This is a genomic window from Sphingomonas sp., assembly GCF_030145815.1.
Taxonomy (GTDB): Bacteria; Pseudomonadota; Alphaproteobacteria; order Sphingomonadales; family Sphingomonadaceae; genus Sphingomonas.
In genome coordinates, this window is record NZ_JAIXHL010000009.1 from 48,052 (window position 1) to 66,543 (window position 18,492).

The window sequence follows — 18,492 nt, forward strand, 5'->3', positions numbered from 1 at the left end:
CGCTGGTGTGGCTCAGTGTGTCAGGGCGCGGGTCTGGACGCCGCGCGACCAGTCGAGCGAGGCGGCCATGCCCGGCGACATCGAGGCGGCGAGCACGTTCTCGATGAACGCGGTCTTCTCGATGATCTGCATGATCGCATTGACCTTGAGGTGCGTGTTCGCCTGGCGGTCGGCGAGCGCCTGGCGGACCGTGTTCACCTGGCCCTGCCACATCGCGATCTTGGCTTCGTCGGCGCCGATGAAGCTCGACATCGAGCGGCCGGCTTCGCTGACGATCCGGTCGAGCACCGCGAACAGGAGGTCGACGCTGGCAATCTCGGCGAGCGTCTCGCGATCGTCGGTCGGCATGCCGCGACCGTAGGCGGCCTGCACCGTGAGGATCTTGTAGAGCGGCACCGAGGCCACTTGCAGCAGCTCCTTCTGCCCCTCGGTGATCGCGGTGTCGTCGCGGATCGCCTGGACCATGCCGGCAATCAGCGCGGCGACGCGCGGGCGCAGCGCCTTGGATGCCGGGACGCTGAGGGTCTTGAACGTGGGATTGAGGCACTGGTCGGGCTCGTCGCAGTCGAACACCTTGACGGTGCTGCCGGCCGTGCCGTCGAGCAGTGCGGTCACCAGCGTGGAGGAGGCATCGCCGGCGAAGGGCACGAACTTGCCCGCCTCGTCGTCCTTCGGCGGCACGTAGATGATCGTGCCGATCAGCGTCATCGCATATTCGGCGAGCTCGCGGTCGAAGGTGCCGTTCGGCGAGAAGAAGGCCGACTTCTTGAGGATCGTCCAGGTGTAGTTGCGCGCCACCGCCGGGTTGACGTCGGCATACTCGCCGTCGCCCTGCGCGGTCGTGCTGGCGCGCTGGCCCTTGGTGCCGCAGCCGTGCTTGGCGGCGGCATAGTCGGTGAAGATGCCCTCGGAATTGCCGATCGCCTCGCAGATCGCCTTGTCGGCAAGGTCGCCCTTGGGCCAGACGCCGCCGACCAGTCCCTGCGCGAGCTCGCAGCTGTTGATGTTGAGATTGTTCATGAGCTGAGCCTTCTGGCTGAACTCCTGCATGATCTTCGAGCATTCCGGGCAGACGGTGTCGATCGCCAGGCTGAAGGCGAACCCCACGGCATTGTTGGCCACCGCCTTCAACATCGCCACGAGCTCGCTCGCGTTGATGAAGCTGAAGGAGCCGGCGAAGATGTCGATGCCCCCGCAGCCCGCGCGCGCCCGCGGCAGCTGCAGGTTGGCTATGTTCGTCGTCTTCTGCGGAAAGCGCGTCCAGACATTGCCCAGGCTGTAGTAGCCGGCGGACTGGCCCTCGAACGCGGTCGGTCCGTTGATGTTCGAGGCGCCGCCCACATCCTTCAGGAAGGCGTCCATCGAGCTGCCGACGTCGGCCTGCGCCGAGGCGACCGGGAGGGTGATCGCCAGCAGCGCGGCGACCATGCGCTTCATCCTAGTAGTCACGTCCGGCTTCCTTCGATGTGAGGAGGTAGATGCGGTCCTGAAGCTCGTCGGCCGACATGACGCCGTAGCCGATCGGGATGGCCTGCCCCTTGAGCGCGTCCCAGAGCACGACGGCCGGCGTCACCTTCGGCTCGAGGCCCATGCGGGTGCGCTGGTTGGTCTCGACGGTGTAGTTGGGGAAATGGCGCGACGGCCCGCCGTCGGTCGAGATCGCGCGGACCGCGATGTGCCAGGTCGAGGCGACCGACTGCACGATCGGCGACATCACCTCGCAGGCGCCGCAGCTCTGCGCGAAGAAGTAGAACAGCCCGTAGCGCGCCCCGAGCTGCGCCATCACGGCGCTGCGCTCGGCGCTGCGCGCGTCCTGCCACTGCATCTTGCCGAGCGTCGAGACCGGCCGCTGCAGCGTGTAGTCGAGCTCGGGGTCCTGCCAGATCGCCCGCTGCCAGACATCGCTGAACAGCGACGCGCGGTCGAGCTGTTCGCGCTGGAAGCGGATATAGGCGGTGACGTTGGCCGGCGTCGGCTCGAGGATCGCCTTCGCCTTGAGCTCGCGCAGCTGCGCGGTGATCGCATCGAGCTGGCTGGTCGCGCTCGCCGCCGGCGGCGGCGCGGGCTCGGGCGTTTCGGCCGGCCGGGGCCCGGTGCAGTAGAACCAGTAACCGAGCCGACGCTCCTCGCAGTAGAAGCGGTCTCCGCCCTCGCCGGTCGCGACCGGCGCCTCCTGCGCGAGCGCCGGAGCGGCATTGAGCAGCGGAGCGATGGTCAGGGCGAGGCAGGCGGATACGAGCCGCCGGGCGGCCTTACTGACGAGCGCGGGCATAATAGTCCTCGATTTTCTGCTGGATTTCGGTTGCCGCCTCGAGCTCGTCGGGCAGGCGGGCGGCCTCGGTGAACTCGGCATAGACTTCGCTGAAGTCCATCTTCGAGAGGTCGAGCCGGGAGAACTCGTCGATCGTAAAGCCGAGGCACTGCTCGGTCTTGGGCTTGCCCCAGGGCTTGTTCAGCTGCTGCCGGCCCTGTTCCTGGAGGATCCGCGACAGCTTGGACTCGAAGCAGCAATAGACCTTCTTCTTGGTCAGGCAGACGCCGAGGAAGCTGTCCGAGCAATAGCTTCCAACATAGGCGCACAGGCCCTGCGCATCGCGCTGGTGGAGCAGCGCCTCCTCGCGGCTGCAGCCGAGCGCCATGAGCAGCTGGATGCCCGGAATGAGCGGGAAGCCCTTGCCGCGGCAGCAATTGAGCGCCCCGAAGACCTTGGACGAGCAGGTGTTGCGCGTGCCCCTGAACAGCGTGAGCGTGTCGGGGTCGAACTCGCGCCGGGCCTGGTTCATCGCGTTCAATGCGACGACGGCGTCCTTGAACTCGTCATTGGCCTCGCGCTCGATCGTCTCACACGAACCGTCGATGCAGTAGACGTCGCCGTCGCAGATGAACTGGTTGGCGCTGGCGGGCTGGTCGGGCACCGGGCAATCGTAGACGCGCTCCCACGTCCGGCAGGGCTCGTCGGTCAGGCAATCCTCGCGCACGACGTTGCATCCCGCGGTGCTCTCCAGCGTCTGGCAGTCTTGCGCCTCGGTGTATTGCGCGCAGGTGTAGCTGCGCGACCAGGCCCAGCACGGCTGGGTGACCGCGACGCCGTTGACGATGCGGGCGACCGGGTCGCTGTCGGTGCAGGTCTCGGCGTCCTGCCGGCAGCTGCTGTCGGCGGCGAGGTCCGCGCATCCGCTTTCGTTGCGCCGCGTCGTCAGCTGTGTCCGGGAAGACGTTCTGATAATGCGCTGTCCTGGAACCCGCTCCGAGCACGTATATTCGCTGATCGGGTCACCGGGTTCGGTGCAACGCAATCCCCACGCGTCCTTGTATCCTTGCAGGCAAGGACCTGGATGACTGCCCGTGTAGCGGCAGGCGGGAAGATCGAAGGTCGCGCAGTCCGGGTCAAAGCGCGGGCAGTAGTAGAGATACTCGGTGACGGACGTCGTCGTTGCCTCGAGCGAGATCGGGCAGCTCTTCACCTCTTCGCTTGCGGTGTAGCCGGTGTTGCAGGTCGCCATGTAGCGCCCGGCGCTCCCGGACCCTTCGGGCAGCGGGACGCAACGGCCCTGCGAGCCGCCGATCGCCATTCCGCTGGTATAGGCGAGCGGGTCCTCGCTCAGCGTCTTGCTGCGCGCGATCACGGCGTCGAGATCCTGCGGCGCGAAGCGGGCGCGCCGGTCCATCGAATCCCGCATCGTGCGATAGCCCGTGCTCGAGCTCGCCTGGCTCGCGGCCTCGCGGCTCATGCGATCGGGGTCGTCGAAATAATCCGACTGGCCCGGCACGCCGCCGAAATTGGGCACCCGCTCAGTGTCAGGCCGCGTGGTCGCGGCATCCTGCGCGGCGGCGGCCTTGTCGCGGGCGAAGGCCTTGCCGTCGGCCTTGGCGGCCTCGGTCGTGGTCTGCGCATGGGCCATGGCACCGGGCGTGAGGCAGGTAATCGCAAGCGACAGCGCGGCAAGCCTGAGGGGCTTCATGGATTGGGCCTTTCAAGTCGGGCGAGGTGCTGCGCGGCGATGAGCGCGCCGGGACCGCCACCGCGCGCGAAGGTCTCGAGCGCGTAGGCTGCGCTCACATTGCCGGTCATGCGGTCGTGCGGCGGCACAGCGCTCACGCAGTCGAAGCCGTCGCACAGGTCGAAGTCGCTGCCGGTGACGACATAGGTGGGCACAGCCGCGACCCCGAACGCCCGGAACAGCCGCGGATCGATCCCGACGCCCGTCAGCTGCTCGCCCTGACGCGCCACCTTTGACAGCGCGGCGGTCAGCGCCTTGGCGCTGTTGTTCGGCAGGCCGCGCAGCACGACCACGCCGCCTGCTCGGGTGACATCGTCGATCATCGTGCGAAGCGCGGCGGGCGGCATCGACGTGCTGGCGAAGGCGACGAAGCGCGGGGCCTCGCCCATGCCTTCTTCGGCCATTGCGCCGGCGTCGGCGACCATCGCGTCGAAGTCGAACGTCTGCGCCGGATCGGGCCGGGCGCTCTTCGCCGCCTGTGCTGCGAAGCGGCGGCCGTGGACCTCGGCCGCGTTCGCGCTCGACTTCGCTTCGCGGGCCAGCTGCTCGGCGCGGGCCCGGGCGCTTGCCGCGAGGGCTTCGGCCTCGCCTGTCTCCTGTGCGGCGCGGGCGCGGATTGCCTCCAGGTCGAGGTCCTGGTCAGCGGTCTGCGCGGCAGCGCCGGCAAAGGCCGCGGCGCCTGCGAGCAAGGACACGGTGAGAAGATGGAGGACGGTCTTCATAGCGCGCAGCAGTTCCGCTTGCGCCAGACCAGGTAGCCCATGTCCTCGCCGATGGCGGGATAGACCTGACCTGCCGACATGAAGGTAGTGGAGGCGCCGATGGGCGCGCAGGCGTAGCGGCCCTTCGTCTGCGGATTGGGGTTGGTGGCCTGGAAGCGGTATTGCTGCTTGCGCATCACCGGCATCAGGTACTTGCCGCACAGCCCCTTGCCGCCCATCGTGCCCCAGGCGACGAGTTCGCGGTGGAGCTTGTAGGAGAAGCGGGCGAGCGCGAGGCGCGAGGCCTGCACATGGCCGATCGTCGCCGAGACATTGCCGTTCAGGGGATACATCGTCCCCTGGCAGCCCGCGCACCAGAACAGTTCGTCCGTCGGCAGCTTCGCTGTCGCCGCCACGCAGTCCGCGGCGCAGGCGGCGAGCGCGAGCGGATTGGCGAACAGGACGGCTTCGGGATTGATGATCGCCGTGAGCTCGCTGTCCTGCCAGAGCGGATCGATCTCGGTGATGTAGAGGATGTCGACCGACCCGGACTCGAGGCACAGAAAGTCGGCGACGATCTCCATCCAGTAGATGAGCGGATAGGCGTACCAGTGGACGTGCCACTGCGAGTTGTACTGCGTCGCGCCGCCGACCGCGGACGGACCGGCCATGGTCTTGAATCCGATGTCGATGCCGGGATCGAGCTTCATCCCGCCGAGGTTGACGAAGCACCACGGCTTCATGCTGACGTCGGCGAGCCGCACCGGCTCCCAGAACCCCATCGCGATCCCGGGCCTCAAGCCGCACAGGCAGACCGGGGAATCGGGATTGTCGGTGTCGGGCCGCTCCGAGGGCCAGATCTTCAAGCCCCCGACCGAGATCGGGAACAGGCACGACCAGCAGATGTCGGTGATCGGGTTGACGAACTTGCCGGTGCAGCGGCCCGGCCCGGCCTCGGCCCGCGCGGGGCTGGCGGCCAGCAGGCTAGCGGCCAGCAGCAGGAACAGGGCGCCAATGCGGGAATGGAGGTTCCTGCGAGTCATGAGGCCTTGCCCTTCTGCGGCTCGATCGCCCGTTCGGTGATCAGGAGGACGCGGCCCTGCTGCTCGACCGTCGCGGGGACCGCGCGGATGCCGAAATGCTTCACGAGGCTGCCGCCCTGGTCGAAGTAGAACCGGCGCTGGCGGGCCTTCATCAGCTCGAGCGGCGCGCCGCGCACCAGGATCAGCTTTGCCCGCGTCGCTGCGAAGCGGCGTGCCGCCCAGGCAAGCTGCGCCGGATCGTCGCCGTCGAGGAACACGAGCGGTGCGCGCAGCGGCACGGTGTCGAGCGGATTGACCCGCGTGCCCGCGGCAATGATCACCCGGCCCTTGTCGTCGGCAATGTTGCGCTCGACGGTGATCGTCGGATCGAAGCGCCAGCGGCGCGTTGCCGAGGCCGGGCCGAGGCCGGCGACCGGCTCGGGGCGGTTGACGCGCGCGATCGTGCGCCGCTTCAGCTCCTCGTTGAGCCGCGCCGTCTCCCCGGTCTTTTCGAGCCGGGTCAGCCGGGCGTGGATCTGCGCGAGCAGGTCGGGCTCGACGATCGGCCAGACGGCGCCCTGCTGGCCGTAGTCGCGGGCGAGCGCTGGGGTCGCCGTGCCGAGGCAGGCGAGGAGCGGCGCGGCGATGAGCGCGGCGCGGATCACAGGATCGGCCTCCCGACGCCAAGGATGCGAGGCGAACAGACCCAGCCAATCGCTGCATAGCGGCTGTCGAACCCGTCCTTGTGCTCGGTGGTGACGAAGTAGCATCCCCGGGGAACCGTGCCCGTCGGGCCCAGCGCGAGCGGCTCGCCGAGCCGGCTTCGCGGCTTTGCCCGCGCCACCAGCCTGCCGTTGACGAAGAAGGCGCGGTTCCTCTCGGTGACGACGTCGCCCGGCACCCCGCTCACCCTCTTGCCGAACGGCTTCGGCTCGTGGCCGAAGTGCTTCACGAGCAGCGGCGAGGCCGGCGGATCGAACAGGATGATGTCGCCGCGCTGCGGCACGGCGCCGCGGGTCAGCCAGACCGCCCAGTAGGGCAGGCTCGGGCTCGCGTTGATCATCAGCGCGTGATCGCGGGCGAAGGCGGACAGCGAGCTGAGCGCGAGCGCCGCGGCGCCAAGGCCGCCCCACAGCGCGAGGCGCGGCCATGTCGGCAAGCGATCCGAGGCATCAGCGGCGCGCATCGGGAGAGGCCCCCATCCGGCGCGCGACGTCGGCGCGCACCGCTTCGGAGAGATCGGGGGTGCTCCCCGCCACCACCGCTTCGGCGACGAGGACGGTGCGGCCTTCGCGCGAGAGCTGGCCCACCGAAGCCTCGACCGCCTTGAGATAGGCCTGGACCCGCTGGCGGGTTTCCTCGGGACTGCGCCCGGCACGCGCTTCGGCTTCGACGAAGTCGCCCATGATGCCGCTCAGCTGGACGGTGACGACCTCGCGCTTCTCGAGCGCGAGCAGCTTGTCGGTCGCCCACAGGCCCCAGAGCGTGGAGCCGACCATGCTCACCGCGAGCGCGATAGCGGTCAGGCTGACGCCGAAGCGACACTTCGGCAGGACGAATGTTGCCAATATGTTCTTCACGGCCTTTCCTCCCGGAGTCCTTCGTTGACCTCGCACAGGAAGCCGGGCAGCCGCAGGCAGGCGACCAGCGTGGCGAGGCTGATGAGGCCGAACTTGAGCTCATTGACGAAGCCGACCTGGCGGTCGGGATCGGCGCCGAGGAAGCGGTCCGCGAAATTGGCGAGCTGCGCGAAGAACAGCTCCACGTCGCCGCCCGAGATCATCAGGAAGAACAGCAGCGGCAGCCCGAGCGTCATCAGGTAGGTCGTGGCGAGGAAGCCCCCCGCCTTGAGGAGGATATAGCAGGTGTCGGCGGCATGGCCGCGCCAGCCCTTGCCGGGCGGTGGGAGTTCGTCCTCCGCGGCAAGCTCCTGCGCCGGTTCGGAGGGAGTGACGAGGTGGAGTGACATGGGTTTTCAGGTCCTTGCTTGAGGGTGGATTGAGGTGCGGCCCGCGAAGGCGATCCGCTCGATCGCGTCGGCGAGCTGGTGGCCGCGGGCGATCTCGGCATCGATCGCGGCGAATGTCTGGGGCGAGCTCGAGAACAGCGTCGCCGAATAGTCGTCGAGCACGAGCCGGCCGATCGCCTCGGTCTCCGGCCCCTTGATGAACACCTCCGAATAGTCGCTGCCCGAGCGCTTGAGGCTGCGGATCAGCGTCTCGGCTCGGTCGTCCATGTCGAGGCGTTTGCTGGCTTTGAAGTCGGCAATGGTCTCCGGCTTCTGCTGGAGGATCAGCATCCAGTCGCTGTTCTCGAGCGCGGCGGTCGCCCCGTCCGACTTGTAGTAGTCGTTGAGCGACTGGGTCGCGGTGGCGAGCGCGCCGCCGTACTTGCGGCAGGTGCGGGCGTAGGTCTCGACGAACTCGCCCATCGAGCCGCCCTTCAGCATCGACCAGGCCTCGTCGATCAGCAGCAGCTTGCGCACTTGGCGGGGCGAGCGGGTCATCGCCTGGCTGGTCATGAACATGATCGCCGAGAGCACGACCGCCCGCAGCTCCTCGCGGCTCGCCAGGTCGGACATCTCGAACACCGTGAAGTCGGCATCGAGGGCGAGGCTCGCCTGGCCTTCGAAGAAGGCACCATAGGTGCCGCCGGCCATGTAGGGCGCGAGCGCCGTCGCGAGGTCCGCTGCGGCCCCGTTGCCTTGTGCCGCCAGCGCCTCGCCGACGCCGGTGATCGTCGCCGCGACACCATGCTCGCTCCACACCGCGTTGACCGCGCGGTCGATGAGCCCGCGCTCGGTGTCGCTCAGCTTCTGGCTGTGCCGCGCCATCTGCCCGACGATGGCCTTGACCATGCCGAAGCAGTCGAGACGATAGTCCTCGTCCTCCTCGGCGCGGGCCGCGTCGATCATGGAGAAGGGGTTGAGGCAGAAGCCCGCCTTCATCGTGAACTCGACGAAGCGGCCGCCCTGGAGCTTGACCGAATGCTCGAAGCTGCGTCCGTCGTCGATCACCACGACTTGGGCGCCCGCGCCGCGCAGCGCCGCGCACATCTCCTGCAGCAGCACCGACTTGCCCGAGCCCGACTTGCCGCAGATCGCGACATTGTGGTTGCCGGCGTCGTTCTCGAACGGCGACCAGAAGAAGGGCTGGCCGCGACGACCGACGAACAGCAGGTGGGGCTGCGCGCTCCCGAGATATTCGCCCTGCATCGGCGCGATGTTGGCGGCGGTCGTCGACAGCACCGTCTTGAAGCGCTTCAGCCGCTCCATATCGGCGCCGAGCCCGTCGGCGAGCGTCAGCGGCATGGCCGCGAGCAGGCCCTGGACCTGCAAATATCGCTCGTCGGCGAGATCCCAGCCCGCGGCCTTGTAGATCGACTTGATCGCCCGTTCGTGGCGGTCGCCCGCCCCGAGCGGCGAATAGGCCGTGATCCCATAGAACACCCGGACGAGCCGGCGGCCTTCCTGGAGCTCGGCCTGGACGTGCTGCCATTCGGCGGCCTGCTCGCCGATGCGCGGGAGGAAGCGGGCGCTTCTGGCGCCGGCGAGGCTGGTCGTGCGCATGAACTTAAAGCCGGCCTTGGCGCTCGCCGCTTCCTGGTCGGGATAGACGAGGCACAGCATGGTCGCGGCCGGACAGGGAAAGCGAAGCTTGTCGGTGAACAGGTCGCCGATGAGTCGCGCGCACTCCCACGGCGCCCAGCGCTGCGGCATGTTGCGAACCGCGAAATGCCGCACGTCGAACGCGTCGGGATAGACGGTGCCGATCTCGGGAACGCCGCCTTCGGTCCTGCCGGTCGGGCGGAAGCGCTCGGTGCGCAAGTGCATCCGGTCCTCGTGCACGACGAGCTCGATGTCGTGGCGGATCGCCTGGGCCGCTATCGGATCGGCGGGATTGTAGGGGGCGGCATCGTCCTGCGGCGCCGTGGTCGGCGAGGTCAGGTCGTCGAGGATCGCGATGAGCTGCTGCGGTCCCACCTCCGCGACGCCGAGGTTCAGCGACTTCAACATCGCGATGAGCCCGTCGCGGGTCTGCTTAAGCTCCTCGTTGCTCACGGTCTTCGACGCCGGAACGCCGACCGAGACGATCACCTGGTGGTGCCGCGCATGGAACGGCGCGTCCGCCGAGCCCGATTCCCAGACGAGGCCATAGAGCCGCTTGGCCCGGTGGCGGGCGATCGCCTCATAGACTCCGCCCTGGACGTAGCGCGGGGCGAACCAGGGCGCGACAATCCGGCTGATGCGCGGGGACGCGAGGTGCAGCACCTGGAGGCAGGCGCCGGGCGGCAGGCCTTCGGAGAAGAACGCCCCGAGGATCTCGCCGGTGCGTTCGTCGGCGCCGATCAGCGGCGTCACCGAGAGGATGAAGCCCTTGGAGCGCGCGTTGAAATAGAGCCGGCTCGCCGGGTCGAAGACGCGGTACGGCAGCCAGTCTGACAGCATGTCGAGCATCAGCGGCGGCCGGCGCTTCTCCGCATGTTCGGCGTCGCCGAGCAGTCCGGTGAGCACGCGGTCCAGAATCGTGTTCAGCCGCTCGGCCATCACTTGGGTTCCTTGTCGGCTTGCGCGGGGGCGGAGGTCTTGCCGGCATCGGCGTCCTTTGGGGCCTTGGCGGCTTCGATCGCCTCGATGCTCGGGAACGTCAGCGGCGCATCGCCGCCAGGCCGAGGGGTCCGATCATGCAGGGGGGCAGACATGTCGAACCCCTCGACCGCCGGTGCCTTGGCACCGGCTACGGCCTCGCGCGCCGTGGAGGGGAGGACCAGCGGCGAGGCGACGGGAGAATCCTGGATGGGCGGTGTTGTCGGCGAGAAGGGCGAGCCGAGGTCGGTGTCGGGCTCCTGCGTGGCGGCGGCGGGCGCCTCCTGGGCGGCCCTGAGTTGCCGGCCGAGCTGGCGCATTAGCGGCGGCGCGGCGTCTTCGCCGGGCTTGCGGCGCAGCTCCGCGGCCCAGCGCGGGTTTTCGACGACCGCCCAGGCGACGGCCTCGTCGTGAAGCGTTCCGGCTTTGTCGACATGGGCCGGGAACACGATCCGCAGCGTGCGTTCGGAGGTCCGGCCGGTGTCGCCGGCCGCAACCCCGGCCCGGACCCGAGCGAGCTCCGACGAGGATCGACCATCCTCGATTGCCGCGGTCGCACCGGCGTCGATCACTTGGCTGGGCGCACAGCCGCCCTTGGGCGCGCGGCAGCTGAAATCGCCCTGGATGTTGGTGCCAAACGTGGTGCAGCCGCTCAGCGCCGCCGCGAGGCCGGCGCAGACGATAAGGCGCGTGCGAGAGGGCATGTGGGTCATCCTTTGCTGGTCTGGCGGGGAGCGGCGCGGAGGAACGCGCGCAGCGCGGCCGCGGGGCGATAGCCTTCGAGCACGGCGCCGTCGGACGGACGCACGATGACCGGCGTCCCTCCGAAGCCGTGCGCCTTGGCAAAGGCTTCGTTGGCGTCGAGGCCGGTCGTGTCGCAGGGCTTGGGATTGGCGAGTGCCAGGCCCGAATAGGCCATGCGCAGCGACATCTCCGGCCGGGGCGAACAGAGCACCTGCTCGGCGACCTGGCGGCTTTCCGCGCCGAAGATCGAGATCGGGCGTTCCTCGACGCGCGCGCCGATCGCCTTCAGCTCGCCCTCGAGCTTCTTGCAGTAGCTGCAGTTGAAGTCGGAGAATACGACCACCTTCGGCCCGTCGGCCGGGCCCCAGGTGATCGCCCCGTTCGCCGGGAGCCCGGTGAGCGAGACCCGCGCCGGGACGCTGGGTCGCTGCTGCGGCGGCTCGTCGTCTCCGGCCTCGCGGCGTGCTGCGCCGGCCATCAGCAGATCCGGATTGAGCGCCAGCAGCCGCGCGGCGGTCAGGTCCTGGCGCGCCTCCATGTCGTAGATGCGGCCGATCACGAGATACTTCGCCGCCCGGTCGACGTAGAAGAGCGTCGATTTCGAGGCGACCTCGCACAGGCCGCCGAGCCCGGAGCAGTCGATCGCATCGATCGGCGTCTTCGGAAGCCTGAGCTTGAGCGCTGCGCGAACCGTGGCGGTGTCGGGAGCAGCCGTCGGCGCGGCGAGGCTGGCAACGCCCCAGCCGGTGGCGGCGGATACCGCGATGACGGCGGCGAGTCCGGCGGCCGGACGCAGCCAGCGGCGGGCCGTCTTGTCGGGTGCTTCGATCGCGTCGGGGGTCATTGGGAGTTCCTCACGTAGACGCCGTCGAGGAACACGATCTCGACATCGATGCCGGTCGGCATCTCGACGACGGGTTGGTACTGTTCGGCGCGCTCGATCAGATACTTGCTGACCGTATCGGCGGCGTCGGCGGCGCCCTGGCCGAGCCCGCCGATCAGAATGTCGCCGGGCGAGAGCTGGCCGCGCGTGCCGTCGGGGTTTGTGGCGATGCCGGAGAACAGGCTGTTGGCGTTGGCCGAGAAGCCGCGGCCGAACCCCCCCGATGATCCCGGCGAGCAGCGCCTGGCTGACGAGGCTGCCTTCGCGGCTGACAACCCGCCCGCGCACGCCGGACTTGCCGGCGAAGCTGATGAAGCCCTTGACCTCGCTCACCGCCACTCGGCCGCCGGGCTGGTCGCAGGTCATGCGGGCCAGCTTCACATAGACCTTCTCCGAGGAGAGGTCGCCGCGCGCCGCGCCGTTGACCACGCAGCCCTGGATGCGGGTGGTGAGCACCTTGCCGTTCTGCATCACCGACCGTGCAGGGCCGGTGATCCTCAGCACGACCGGCAGCGGATCGGTCTGGCTGGCGACGCCCGCGGAAGCGTCGACGCCGACGATCACCCGGGCCGGGGCATAGGAATTGGGCGGAAGGTAATCGGGCGAGTCCTCCACGACGACCGGCGGCGCCTCCGGGCGTGCCGCGCGAAGGCCGGTCGTCCCGGCCTTCTCGCTGGCGAAGCTCAGCAGCTTCACCTCGCCGGGTGACGGGATCATCGGGTCCGGGCCAGCGACCGTGCCGGGCTGCGGCGACGACGCCGTACGGCCGCGCGCATCATAGCCGCCCGCCTGCGGTCCGTAGGCTGGGGCCGGCGCTGCCGGCGCGGGCGCGGCAGCCTGGGCGGCGAGCCGCGACTTGAGGTCCGCGTTCTCGGCCGAGATCGCATCGATCGCCGCCTGCCCGTCGACGCGCATGGCCTGGTTTTCGGCCTTGAGCGCGGCGAGCTGCGCCTCGACCTCGCTGCGCGGGACGGCGGATTCCCGAAGGGCCTTCTGCTCGCGCGTCACCGCGTCGAGCCGGTTGCCGTAGCTGGCGACGAACTCGCGCTGCGACAGGTCGCGGTTCACGAGACCGGCAGTATCGATGGTTGTCGCCGCCTGGGGGTCGCTGGACGCGCCGTCCTCGTCGCCACCGAGGATGAACCAGCTGCCGCCGACGAGCGCGATCGCGCCGATCCCGCCGAGCAGCAGCCTCTGCCGGCGCGCAGTGCGGGCGTTGAGGCCGGCCACTTCGGACGGCGCGGCGGGCTCGGCCTGCAGCGGAGCGGGATTCTGGCTGGTGTCAGTCATGGCTGCTCTCCCCGTTGGCGCCGACCACGAAGGCCGTCGTGCTGGAGCCGGGCTCGAGCGTCGGGGTGACGATCGAGACGGCGAGGGTGTCGCGGGGCGCGAGGTCGCGCTCGGCGAGGGTGATGGACTTGCGCCCGCGGTTGGTGATCCGGACGACCTTGCCGGCGAGGCTCGCGCCGCGGTATTCGGCGACCAGCTGGATCTCGAGGTCGCCGGCGCGAGCGGGCAAGTCGGTCGCCTGCCGCACCTCGAAGCCGTCGATCGTCCGATCGTTGGCCATCGCCTGCACGAGGCGAACGGCGCTTACGCCAAGCGGAGTTTCGCTCTCCCATTCCGCGGCCTGGTTGGTGGCGATCGCGGGGTTGGTGATGAACACCTGCGCCGCCGGGATCGGCTCGACCCGGCACGAGACTTTGTAGACGAAGCCCTTCCTGGTCGTCGCAAAGAAGCTGATCGACCCGGCCGCGTAGGTCTCGGGCACGGAGACGTAGATATCGCCGCGAATGGGTTCGTTAGTGACGGCAAAGTCGTTGTACGGCGTGCCGGTCGACATCTTCGACACGCTCGCAAACTGGTCGCCGACGAGCGCGAAGCGGGTGAGCTCGCGAGCCGAGACCGAGCACTCGACGCCGGCGCCGTCCGCCGCCTGCTTGAACTGGTCGGCCGCATGCGCCGGCAAGCTCGTGAGCGCGAGCATCGCGGTCAGGGCGGGCAGCGCCGCACGCGCAAGCCTCCTGCGTTGGTAAGCCATCACTGGGCCTCCTTGGATTTGTCCTGGGGTGGCAGCTGGACGAAGCCCGAGAGCGCGAGCCGCAGCCCCCGGTAGGTCCAGCTGAAGCGGAACCGGCGCTCTTCGCTGGCGATGACCTGCGCGCCGACGAAGGTCTTGAGCGTGCCCGTGACTTCGGACGAGAGAGCTTTCGGATCGACGGTCATCGTCCGGATGACGAATGCTTGGGTCACGTCAGAGCCGCGCTGCTCTTCGACAATGCGGACGAGCTCTGCCTTGAGGCGGCCGTGGCTGGCCGGATCGGCCAGCTTCAGGATCTCGCTCATCCAATAATCGAGACCCTCGGGGCTGCGGTTCAGGAGGACGAGCGCGGTGTCGCGGGTGACGAGCTCAAGATAGTCGGCCTCGACCCCGGCGCTGCTCACGGTGAGCTGCTTCGGCAGCGTCGGCAGAAGCACCACCTCGCGGTCGCGGGTCGCGGCGAGGCTTGTCGCAATGGCGAGCGCGACGGCCAAGCCGGCACTGGTCAACGCGAACAGGTTGCGCTGCCTCAGCAGCGACTGTTGGCGCTCGTGCGAGATGTCGGCGAACATGGGTGTCTCCCCTCAACCGGCAAGCAGGCGGCAGTGGGAAGGCGGCGTCGCACGGAGGCCCAGGAATCCGGCCGGCAGATACCAATATGCGGCATGGGTGAGCCAGGAGCTGGCGCGTCCTGCTTTTGCCTTTCGCAGCGCGAACCAGGCGCCGAAGGCGACAACGATGCCGATGAAGATATGCTGGCTGAGGATGCCCCAGGTGAATGGGACGATCATCCCGGCGAACTCGTCGATGGTCCAGAAGCCGATGAGCTCCGGATCGTCGAGCCGACGGGGAATGATGTACCGGTCCGCCATGGCGACGCGCCTTCCCGGCCCGACCGTCAGATGACCGCGGTCACGACCGAGGTGACGATCGGGACACCCGTGCCCACGCCGATGCCGACGCCGACGGGAACCGCGACCTGGCTCAGCGAGAAGCGCCCGGAGGCGAGGCCGATGAGCCCGCCCGCGAGGCTGAGGACGGTGATGATCTTGCCGCCCGAGCCTTCGAGGAAGTCGGTGAACTTCGTCAGCGCCGGGGTGAAGGTCGTGTCGGCGCCCGCATAGGCGGCTCCGGCCGCGAGCGCGGCGATGGCGACGGGGATGGCAATGTTGGCGGCTTTGCCGATGCCGCTGGCGCGGGGACGCCGGATGAGGTGGAGAGACTGCATGTGAAGCTCCGCTTCGAGGGGTGAACGCAGCGTCCTTTCGTTCGCTGTGTGTTCCACATGCATCTAGGAAATGGCTATAGGAAAGCGTCATCCGTCACGTCGGCTTCGTGGCGGACGCATATGGACTAACGTCGGCGATGGCTGGCGGAGAATCCGCCTGAACGCAGCCACTTAACGAGGGCTCTCTGGCGGAAAGCTCCGTCGCTAACGCCGGAGTACTGCGGCGAATCGCCCTCTCGTCTCGATTCGCCTAGAAACGAGATGTTCCCTATGTGTTCTTTTCGTTTTCCTACAACACGGCTCTCGCGATATGCCTGCGACTCGCTGGATCAATCGAGAGGCCTGCCATGCATCAATCCCCGTCCACCCACGCGAACGAGTCAGTCGCGCGTACCCTCGCCCACGCCGTTGAGATTTCCGGCAAGCCCCGTCACCAGATCGCCCGCGACGTCGGTATGCACCGCGAAACCTTGCTCAGGGTTCTGCGCGGCGAACGCCCGATAGCGCTCGACGAAGCCCCCCATATTCTTACCGCTTGCGGCGCATTCCCGCGCGCTACCATCGTTCTCGCCCTGGCCGGGCAGGAGGATCTGGCCTGCGAGTGGATGCGCAGCGAGATGGGCGAATTTCTTGAAGAGTTTTTCAGCGCGCTGCCGGCGCACCTCGAACGCACGCTCGGGCGAAGGGTCGAGGATGTCAGGCCACGCTGGGCCAATGGCACCTCGCAGCTCGTCGCGCGCATGCTCGCCAAACATATCGATGACTTTGTCAGCCGCGATATCGGCACGTCGCTGGGCCGCTGACGAAGAATGCCTCGGAGGGGACCGAGCTAGCCAAAGACTGGACGACCTATGAACGCCCTTCCCCAAAGCAATGATGCCATACCATTCCCCCGCGAGGACGCCTCTTCGCCACCGGTCCCCGGGCGGCTCCTCCGGCTGCCCGAAGTGATGGCCCGGGTCGGCCTCAAGCGGTCCGCAATCTATCAGCGCATGAGCGATGGCAGGTTTCCGCGATCGCGGTCGCTTGGCCCGAAATGCACCGTTTGGGTCGAGGCCGAGATTGATGCCTGGATCAAGCGGGTCGCTTCGGCATAGCTTCACGTCGACCGGCCCTTTGCGGCGATTTCAAACGCCGCAAGGTGATGGAATAGATCTCTGTCGAGCCCTTCTCCCAAGCAACTTTGTCTCGCCGTTGCCGCCGAAGCGCGCTGACGTGGATTAGTGCATATCGGCCGTTGATCGAAGGGCAGGCCGGTACAGAGCGGCGACAATCAGGTAGATTCCGGCCACTATCATAGGCGCCGTGAGCCACTGCCCCATGTGCAAGCCGGTCCTGACTGCAAAGCCGACAAGCTGCGAGTCCGGCTCACGAAAAAACTCGACTGTGAAGCGGGCTAGTCCATAGCCAAGGAGGAAGACGCCCACAAGCATACCGCGCTGGCGCCTTGCAGTGGAAAACCAGAACAGGAAGGCGAGCAGCGCGAACAGCGCCAGGCCTTCCAGCCCGGCCTCATAGAGCTGACTCGGGTGTCGAGCGAGACCATCCTGGCTCCCGGGAAACACCATAGCCCACGGCAGATCGGAGGGCTTTCCCCAAAGCTCGCCATTCACGAAATTGGCAAGGCGACCAAAGAACAGGCCGATCGGCACCGTGCATGCGACATAGTCGTGGACCCGCAGCCAATCGAGACGGTGCCGTCGCGCGAACAGGATCAGCGCGAGCGAGACTCCCGCAGCACCCCCGTGGAACGACATGCCGCCATCCCAAAGCTTCAGGATTTGCAGGGGGTGGAGGATCATCTCGGGGCCGTAGAAGATCACGTAGCCTAGCCGCCCCCCCAGGATCACCCCGAGCGTTGCGTAGAATACGAGATCGTCCGCCTGCTGACGGTTCATCGGGGCGGCCGGTTGCGCGAGCAACCGCAGCAGATACCACCATCCGGCAATGATACCGGCGATATAGGCCAGCGAGTACCACCTGATGTCGAGCGGCCCGATGGAAAGGGCAACCGGACTTAACCCGAGGCTGGCAAAAGCAATGTGGCTATCCAACGATCATATCCTGCCAGCGAGAACGGGTGCCTGATCCCACTTCGACCTATTGCGACGTGATTGAGGCCCCGGCGTCCTTGAGCGCCGAAAAACCGCCTGGCACGTGGACGACGTTCTCGATGCCCATGTCCTTGAGCGATTTCGCGGCAAGAGCGGAGCGGGCGCCGGACCCACAATAGAGCACCAATCGTGATCCGGCAGCGAGTTTGGCATTGTGAGTAGGGCTTTCCGGATCAACCTGGAACTCCAGCAGGCCGCGCGGCACGTGCACCGCGCCGGCGACAAGGCCTGTTTTCGCGACCTCGGCCGGCTCGCGGATGTCAACAAACTGCACGTCGGGAACCCCGACGAGCTTGGCCGCATCCTGAGGCGGGAGACTTTCAACAACGGCATTGGCTTCGGAAACCAGCTGTTTGGCGGTACGTGTCGTCATCAATCTTCTCCTGTAAACTGAACCTAGTCAGCTCTCTCAGCCCTGTTGCGACTTGCCGCCTATCTGGCGGAGCACCTCGGGCAAGTCTGTCGGGCAATCCCCGCAGAGCTTGTTCGCGGGAACGGCAGCGTCGATCTTCTTGGGATATGGAAGATCGAGAGCGTCCATGATCGCCACGAACTCCTGAACGGTCTTGCCCGCGAGGCGGGGGTTCCGCTCGCGCTCCTGCGCCACCGTCGTAATGTGACGATGATTATAGTCATGCGCGGGGAAGATCAGGCCATCGCCTGGCAGGGTAAAAATCTTCTGTGTCACCGATTGATAAAGGGTGGCGGCGTCACCGTTCTGGAAGTCGGTGCGGCCACAGCCGTCGATCAGCAGTGCGTCGCCCGTAAACGCGCGAAGGACCCCAGGCAGATCAACGAGGTAGGTGTGGTGGGCGTCGGTGTGCCCCGGCGTAAACAGGGGCTGTAGGGTGAGCGCGCCGACCGTCAGAGGCTGATCCTCGGCGACCCCAACATCGGCACAGGGAAGGCCGTCCATGGCCGGGTAGGCGATCCTGGAGCCGGTCAGGCTTCGCAGATAGCAGGCTGATGTGACGTGGTCCGCATGAACATGCGTCTCCAGCGTGTAGGCCAGTTCAAGCTCCAGCTCCTGAAGCGCGGCCAGGTCGCGTTCGATCGTCTCCAGGACAGGGTCGATCAGGACGGCCTTGCGGGTCTCGGGACAGCCGAGGAGGTAGGTGTAGGTTGAGGACTCCGGCTCGAACAGCTGACGAAAAATCATGATCGGTCTCCAAA

The 18,492-nt window shown here is 67.6% G+C and carries 21 protein-coding genes and 1 pseudogene; 2 read left to right on the forward strand and 20 right to left on the reverse strand.

What is annotated here, in order from left to right; translation table 11 throughout:
• Positions 1 to 12: 12 nt before the first annotated feature.
• The 17 genes and pseudogenes from KYX69_RS09600 to KYX69_RS09680 all read right to left on the reverse strand — a co-directional run bounded on the left by KYX69_RS09600 (position 13) and on the right by KYX69_RS09680 (position 15,205).
• On the reverse strand, positions 13 to 1,437 hold the full coding sequence (locus tag KYX69_RS09600; RefSeq protein WP_300496777.1) for a conjugal transfer protein TraH: 1,425 nt from the start codon (positions 1,435 to 1,437) through the stop codon (positions 13 to 15).
• 1 nt (position 1,438) lies between these two features.
• Complete coding sequence (locus KYX69_RS09605; protein ID WP_300496520.1) at positions 1,439 to 2,272, reverse strand: conjugal transfer protein TraF; 834 nt, start codon at positions 2,270 to 2,272, stop codon at positions 1,439 to 1,441.
• Positions 2,253 to 3,962: a conjugal transfer protein TraN gene (locus tag KYX69_RS09610; protein ID WP_300496523.1), complete on the reverse strand. Its 1,710-nt coding sequence runs from the start codon at positions 3,960 to 3,962 to the stop codon at positions 2,253 to 2,255. Before KYX69_RS09610 ends, KYX69_RS09605 begins: the two co-directional genes overlap by 20 nt.
• Positions 3,959 to 4,723, reverse strand: a complete 765-nt coding sequence (trbC, locus tag KYX69_RS09615) for a type-F conjugative transfer system pilin assembly protein TrbC (RefSeq protein ID WP_300496524.1) — start codon at positions 4,721 to 4,723, stop codon at positions 3,959 to 3,961. The genes KYX69_RS09610 and trbC overlap by 4 nt, the downstream gene beginning before the upstream one ends.
• Positions 4,720 to 5,745, reverse strand: a complete 1,026-nt coding sequence (gene traU / locus KYX69_RS09620) for a conjugal transfer pilus assembly protein TraU (protein WP_300496526.1) — start codon at positions 5,743 to 5,745, stop codon at positions 4,720 to 4,722. The genes trbC and traU overlap by 4 nt, the downstream gene beginning before the upstream one ends.
• Positions 5,742 to 6,386, reverse strand: a complete 645-nt coding sequence (gene traW / locus KYX69_RS09625) for a type-F conjugative transfer system protein TraW (protein ID WP_300496780.1) — start codon at positions 6,384 to 6,386, stop codon at positions 5,742 to 5,744. Before traW ends, traU begins: the two co-directional genes overlap by 4 nt.
• Positions 6,386 to 6,910 (reverse strand): S26 family signal peptidase, encoded by a 525-nt coding sequence (locus KYX69_RS09630; RefSeq protein WP_300496527.1) that lies wholly within the window; start codon positions 6,908 to 6,910, stop codon positions 6,386 to 6,388. The genes traW and KYX69_RS09630 overlap by 1 nt, the downstream gene beginning before the upstream one ends.
• Complete coding sequence (locus KYX69_RS09635) at positions 6,897 to 7,304, reverse strand: TrbI F-type domain-containing protein (RefSeq protein WP_300496530.1); 408 nt, start codon at positions 7,302 to 7,304, stop codon at positions 6,897 to 6,899. Before KYX69_RS09635 ends, KYX69_RS09630 begins: the two co-directional genes overlap by 14 nt.
• On the reverse strand, positions 7,301 to 7,693 hold the full coding sequence (locus KYX69_RS09640; protein WP_300496532.1) for a hypothetical protein: 393 nt from the start codon (positions 7,691 to 7,693) through the stop codon (positions 7,301 to 7,303). Before KYX69_RS09640 ends, KYX69_RS09635 begins: the two co-directional genes overlap by 4 nt.
• Positions 7,694 to 7,699: 6 nt before the next feature.
• A complete protein-coding gene (gene traC, locus KYX69_RS09645; RefSeq protein ID WP_300496534.1) occupies positions 7,700 to 10,270 on the reverse strand; it encodes a type IV secretion system protein TraC in 2,571 nt (856 codons plus the stop codon).
• Positions 10,270 to 11,022 carry a conjugal transfer protein TraV gene (locus tag KYX69_RS09650; RefSeq protein WP_300496536.1) on the reverse strand — a complete coding sequence of 251 codons (753 nt, stop codon included), beginning with the start codon at positions 11,020 to 11,022 and terminating at the stop codon, positions 10,270 to 10,272. Before KYX69_RS09650 ends, traC begins: the two co-directional genes overlap by 1 nt.
• The gene (locus KYX69_RS09655; protein ID WP_300496539.1) at positions 11,019 to 11,897 is read right to left on the reverse strand and encodes a DsbC family protein; all 879 of its coding nucleotides are present in this window, start codon (positions 11,895 to 11,897) and stop codon (positions 11,019 to 11,021) included. The genes KYX69_RS09650 and KYX69_RS09655 overlap by 4 nt, the downstream gene beginning before the upstream one ends.
• Positions 11,894 to 13,226: pseudogene (locus tag KYX69_RS09660) on the reverse strand (TrbI/VirB10 family protein). Before KYX69_RS09660 ends, KYX69_RS09655 begins: the two are co-directional and overlap by 4 nt.
• Entirely contained in the window at positions 13,219 to 13,977 is a 759-nt protein-coding gene (locus KYX69_RS09665) for a type-F conjugative transfer system secretin TraK (RefSeq protein ID WP_300496541.1), read from the reverse strand. The pseudogene KYX69_RS09660 and the gene KYX69_RS09665 overlap by 8 nt, the downstream one beginning before the upstream one ends.
• Positions 13,977 to 14,549 carry a type IV conjugative transfer system protein TraE gene (locus KYX69_RS09670; protein WP_300496544.1) on the reverse strand — a complete coding sequence of 191 codons (573 nt, stop codon included), beginning with the start codon at positions 14,547 to 14,549 and terminating at the stop codon, positions 13,977 to 13,979. Before KYX69_RS09670 ends, KYX69_RS09665 begins: the two co-directional genes overlap by 1 nt.
• A 12-nt stretch (positions 14,550 to 14,561) precedes the next feature.
• Positions 14,562 to 14,849: a type IV conjugative transfer system protein TraL gene (gene traL / locus KYX69_RS09675; RefSeq protein ID WP_171128498.1), complete on the reverse strand. Its 288-nt coding sequence runs from the start codon at positions 14,847 to 14,849 to the stop codon at positions 14,562 to 14,564.
• Positions 14,850 to 14,875: 26 nt separating this feature from the next.
• On the reverse strand, positions 14,876 to 15,205 hold the full coding sequence (locus tag KYX69_RS09680) for a hypothetical protein (RefSeq protein ID WP_300496550.1): 330 nt from the start codon (positions 15,203 to 15,205) through the stop codon (positions 14,876 to 14,878).
• Positions 15,206 to 15,552: 347 nt separating this feature from the next.
• Between KYX69_RS09680 and KYX69_RS09685 the strand changes: the two genes are divergently transcribed.
• Both KYX69_RS09685 and KYX69_RS09690 read left to right on the forward strand, forming a co-directional pair.
• A complete protein-coding gene (locus KYX69_RS09685; protein ID WP_300496552.1) occupies positions 15,553 to 16,008 on the forward strand; it encodes a transcriptional regulator in 456 nt (151 codons plus the stop codon).
• A gap of 78 nt (positions 16,009 to 16,086) precedes the next feature.
• Positions 16,087 to 16,302 (forward strand): AlpA family transcriptional regulator, encoded by a 216-nt coding sequence (locus KYX69_RS09690; RefSeq protein ID WP_300496783.1) that lies wholly within the window; start codon positions 16,087 to 16,089, stop codon positions 16,300 to 16,302.
• Positions 16,303 to 16,425: 123 nt separating this feature from the next.
• Here KYX69_RS09690 and lgt read toward each other — a convergent pair whose 3' ends face one another.
• From lgt to KYX69_RS09705, 3 genes are read right to left on the reverse strand one after another with little or no spacing between them, the layout of a single operon-like run.
• Positions 16,426 to 17,259 carry a prolipoprotein diacylglyceryl transferase gene (gene lgt / locus KYX69_RS09695; RefSeq protein WP_300496554.1) on the reverse strand — a complete coding sequence of 278 codons (834 nt, stop codon included), beginning with the start codon at positions 17,257 to 17,259 and terminating at the stop codon, positions 16,426 to 16,428.
• 46 nt (positions 17,260 to 17,305) lie between these two features.
• Positions 17,306 to 17,692, reverse strand: a complete 387-nt coding sequence (locus tag KYX69_RS09700) for a rhodanese-like domain-containing protein (protein WP_300496557.1) — start codon at positions 17,690 to 17,692, stop codon at positions 17,306 to 17,308.
• A gap of 36 nt (positions 17,693 to 17,728) precedes the next feature.
• Positions 17,729 to 18,478, reverse strand: a complete 750-nt coding sequence (locus KYX69_RS09705) for an MBL fold metallo-hydrolase (RefSeq protein ID WP_300496560.1) — start codon at positions 18,476 to 18,478, stop codon at positions 17,729 to 17,731.
• Between the last annotated feature and the right edge of the window lie 14 nt (positions 18,479 to 18,492).

Bases quoted from the DNA above. Each gene is read 5' to 3' on its own strand.
- KYX69_RS09670 (WP_300496544.1), bottom strand. From the start codon at position 14,549: ATGTTCGCCGACATCTCGCACGAGCGCCAACAGTCGCTGCTGAGGCAG.
- traC (WP_300496534.1), bottom strand. From the start codon at position 10,270: ATGGCCGAGCGGCTGAACACGATTCTGGACCGCGTGCTCACCGGACTG.
- KYX69_RS09655 (WP_300496539.1), bottom strand. From the start codon at position 11,897: ATGACCCCCGACGCGATCGAAGCACCCGACAAGACGGCCCGCCGCTGG.
- KYX69_RS09700 (WP_300496557.1), bottom strand. From the start codon at position 17,692: ATGACGACACGTACCGCCAAACAGCTGGTTTCCGAAGCCAATGCCGTT.
- KYX69_RS09600 (WP_300496777.1), bottom strand. From the start codon at position 1,437: ATGAAGCGCATGGTCGCCGCGCTGCTGGCGATCACCCTCCCGGTCGCC.
- traL (WP_171128498.1), bottom strand. From the start codon at position 14,849: ATGGCGGACCGGTACATCATTCCCCGTCGGCTCGACGATCCGGAGCTC.
- KYX69_RS09665 (WP_300496541.1), bottom strand. From the start codon at position 13,977: ATGGCTTACCAACGCAGGAGGCTTGCGCGTGCGGCGCTGCCCGCCCTG.
- KYX69_RS09650 (WP_300496536.1), bottom strand. From the start codon at position 11,022: ATGACCCACATGCCCTCTCGCACGCGCCTTATCGTCTGCGCCGGCCTC.
- traU (WP_300496526.1), bottom strand. From the start codon at position 5,745: ATGACTCGCAGGAACCTCCATTCCCGCATTGGCGCCCTGTTCCTGCTG.
- KYX69_RS09630 (WP_300496527.1), bottom strand. From the start codon at position 6,910: ATGCGCGCCGCTGATGCCTCGGATCGCTTGCCGACATGGCCGCGCCTC.
- KYX69_RS09680 (WP_300496550.1), bottom strand. From the start codon at position 15,205: ATGCAGTCTCTCCACCTCATCCGGCGTCCCCGCGCCAGCGGCATCGGC.
- KYX69_RS09605 (WP_300496520.1), bottom strand. From the start codon at position 2,272: ATGCCCGCGCTCGTCAGTAAGGCCGCCCGGCGGCTCGTATCCGCCTGC.
- KYX69_RS09705 (WP_300496560.1), bottom strand. From the start codon at position 18,478: ATGATTTTTCGTCAGCTGTTCGAGCCGGAGTCCTCAACCTACACCTAC.
- KYX69_RS09640 (WP_300496532.1), bottom strand. From the start codon at position 7,693: ATGTCACTCCACCTCGTCACTCCCTCCGAACCGGCGCAGGAGCTTGCC.
- KYX69_RS09610 (WP_300496523.1), bottom strand. From the start codon at position 3,962: ATGAAGCCCCTCAGGCTTGCCGCGCTGTCGCTTGCGATTACCTGCCTC.
- KYX69_RS09685 (WP_300496552.1), top strand. From the start codon at position 15,553: ATGCATCAATCCCCGTCCACCCACGCGAACGAGTCAGTCGCGCGTACC.
- trbC (WP_300496524.1), bottom strand. From the start codon at position 4,723: ATGAAGACCGTCCTCCATCTTCTCACCGTGTCCTTGCTCGCAGGCGCC.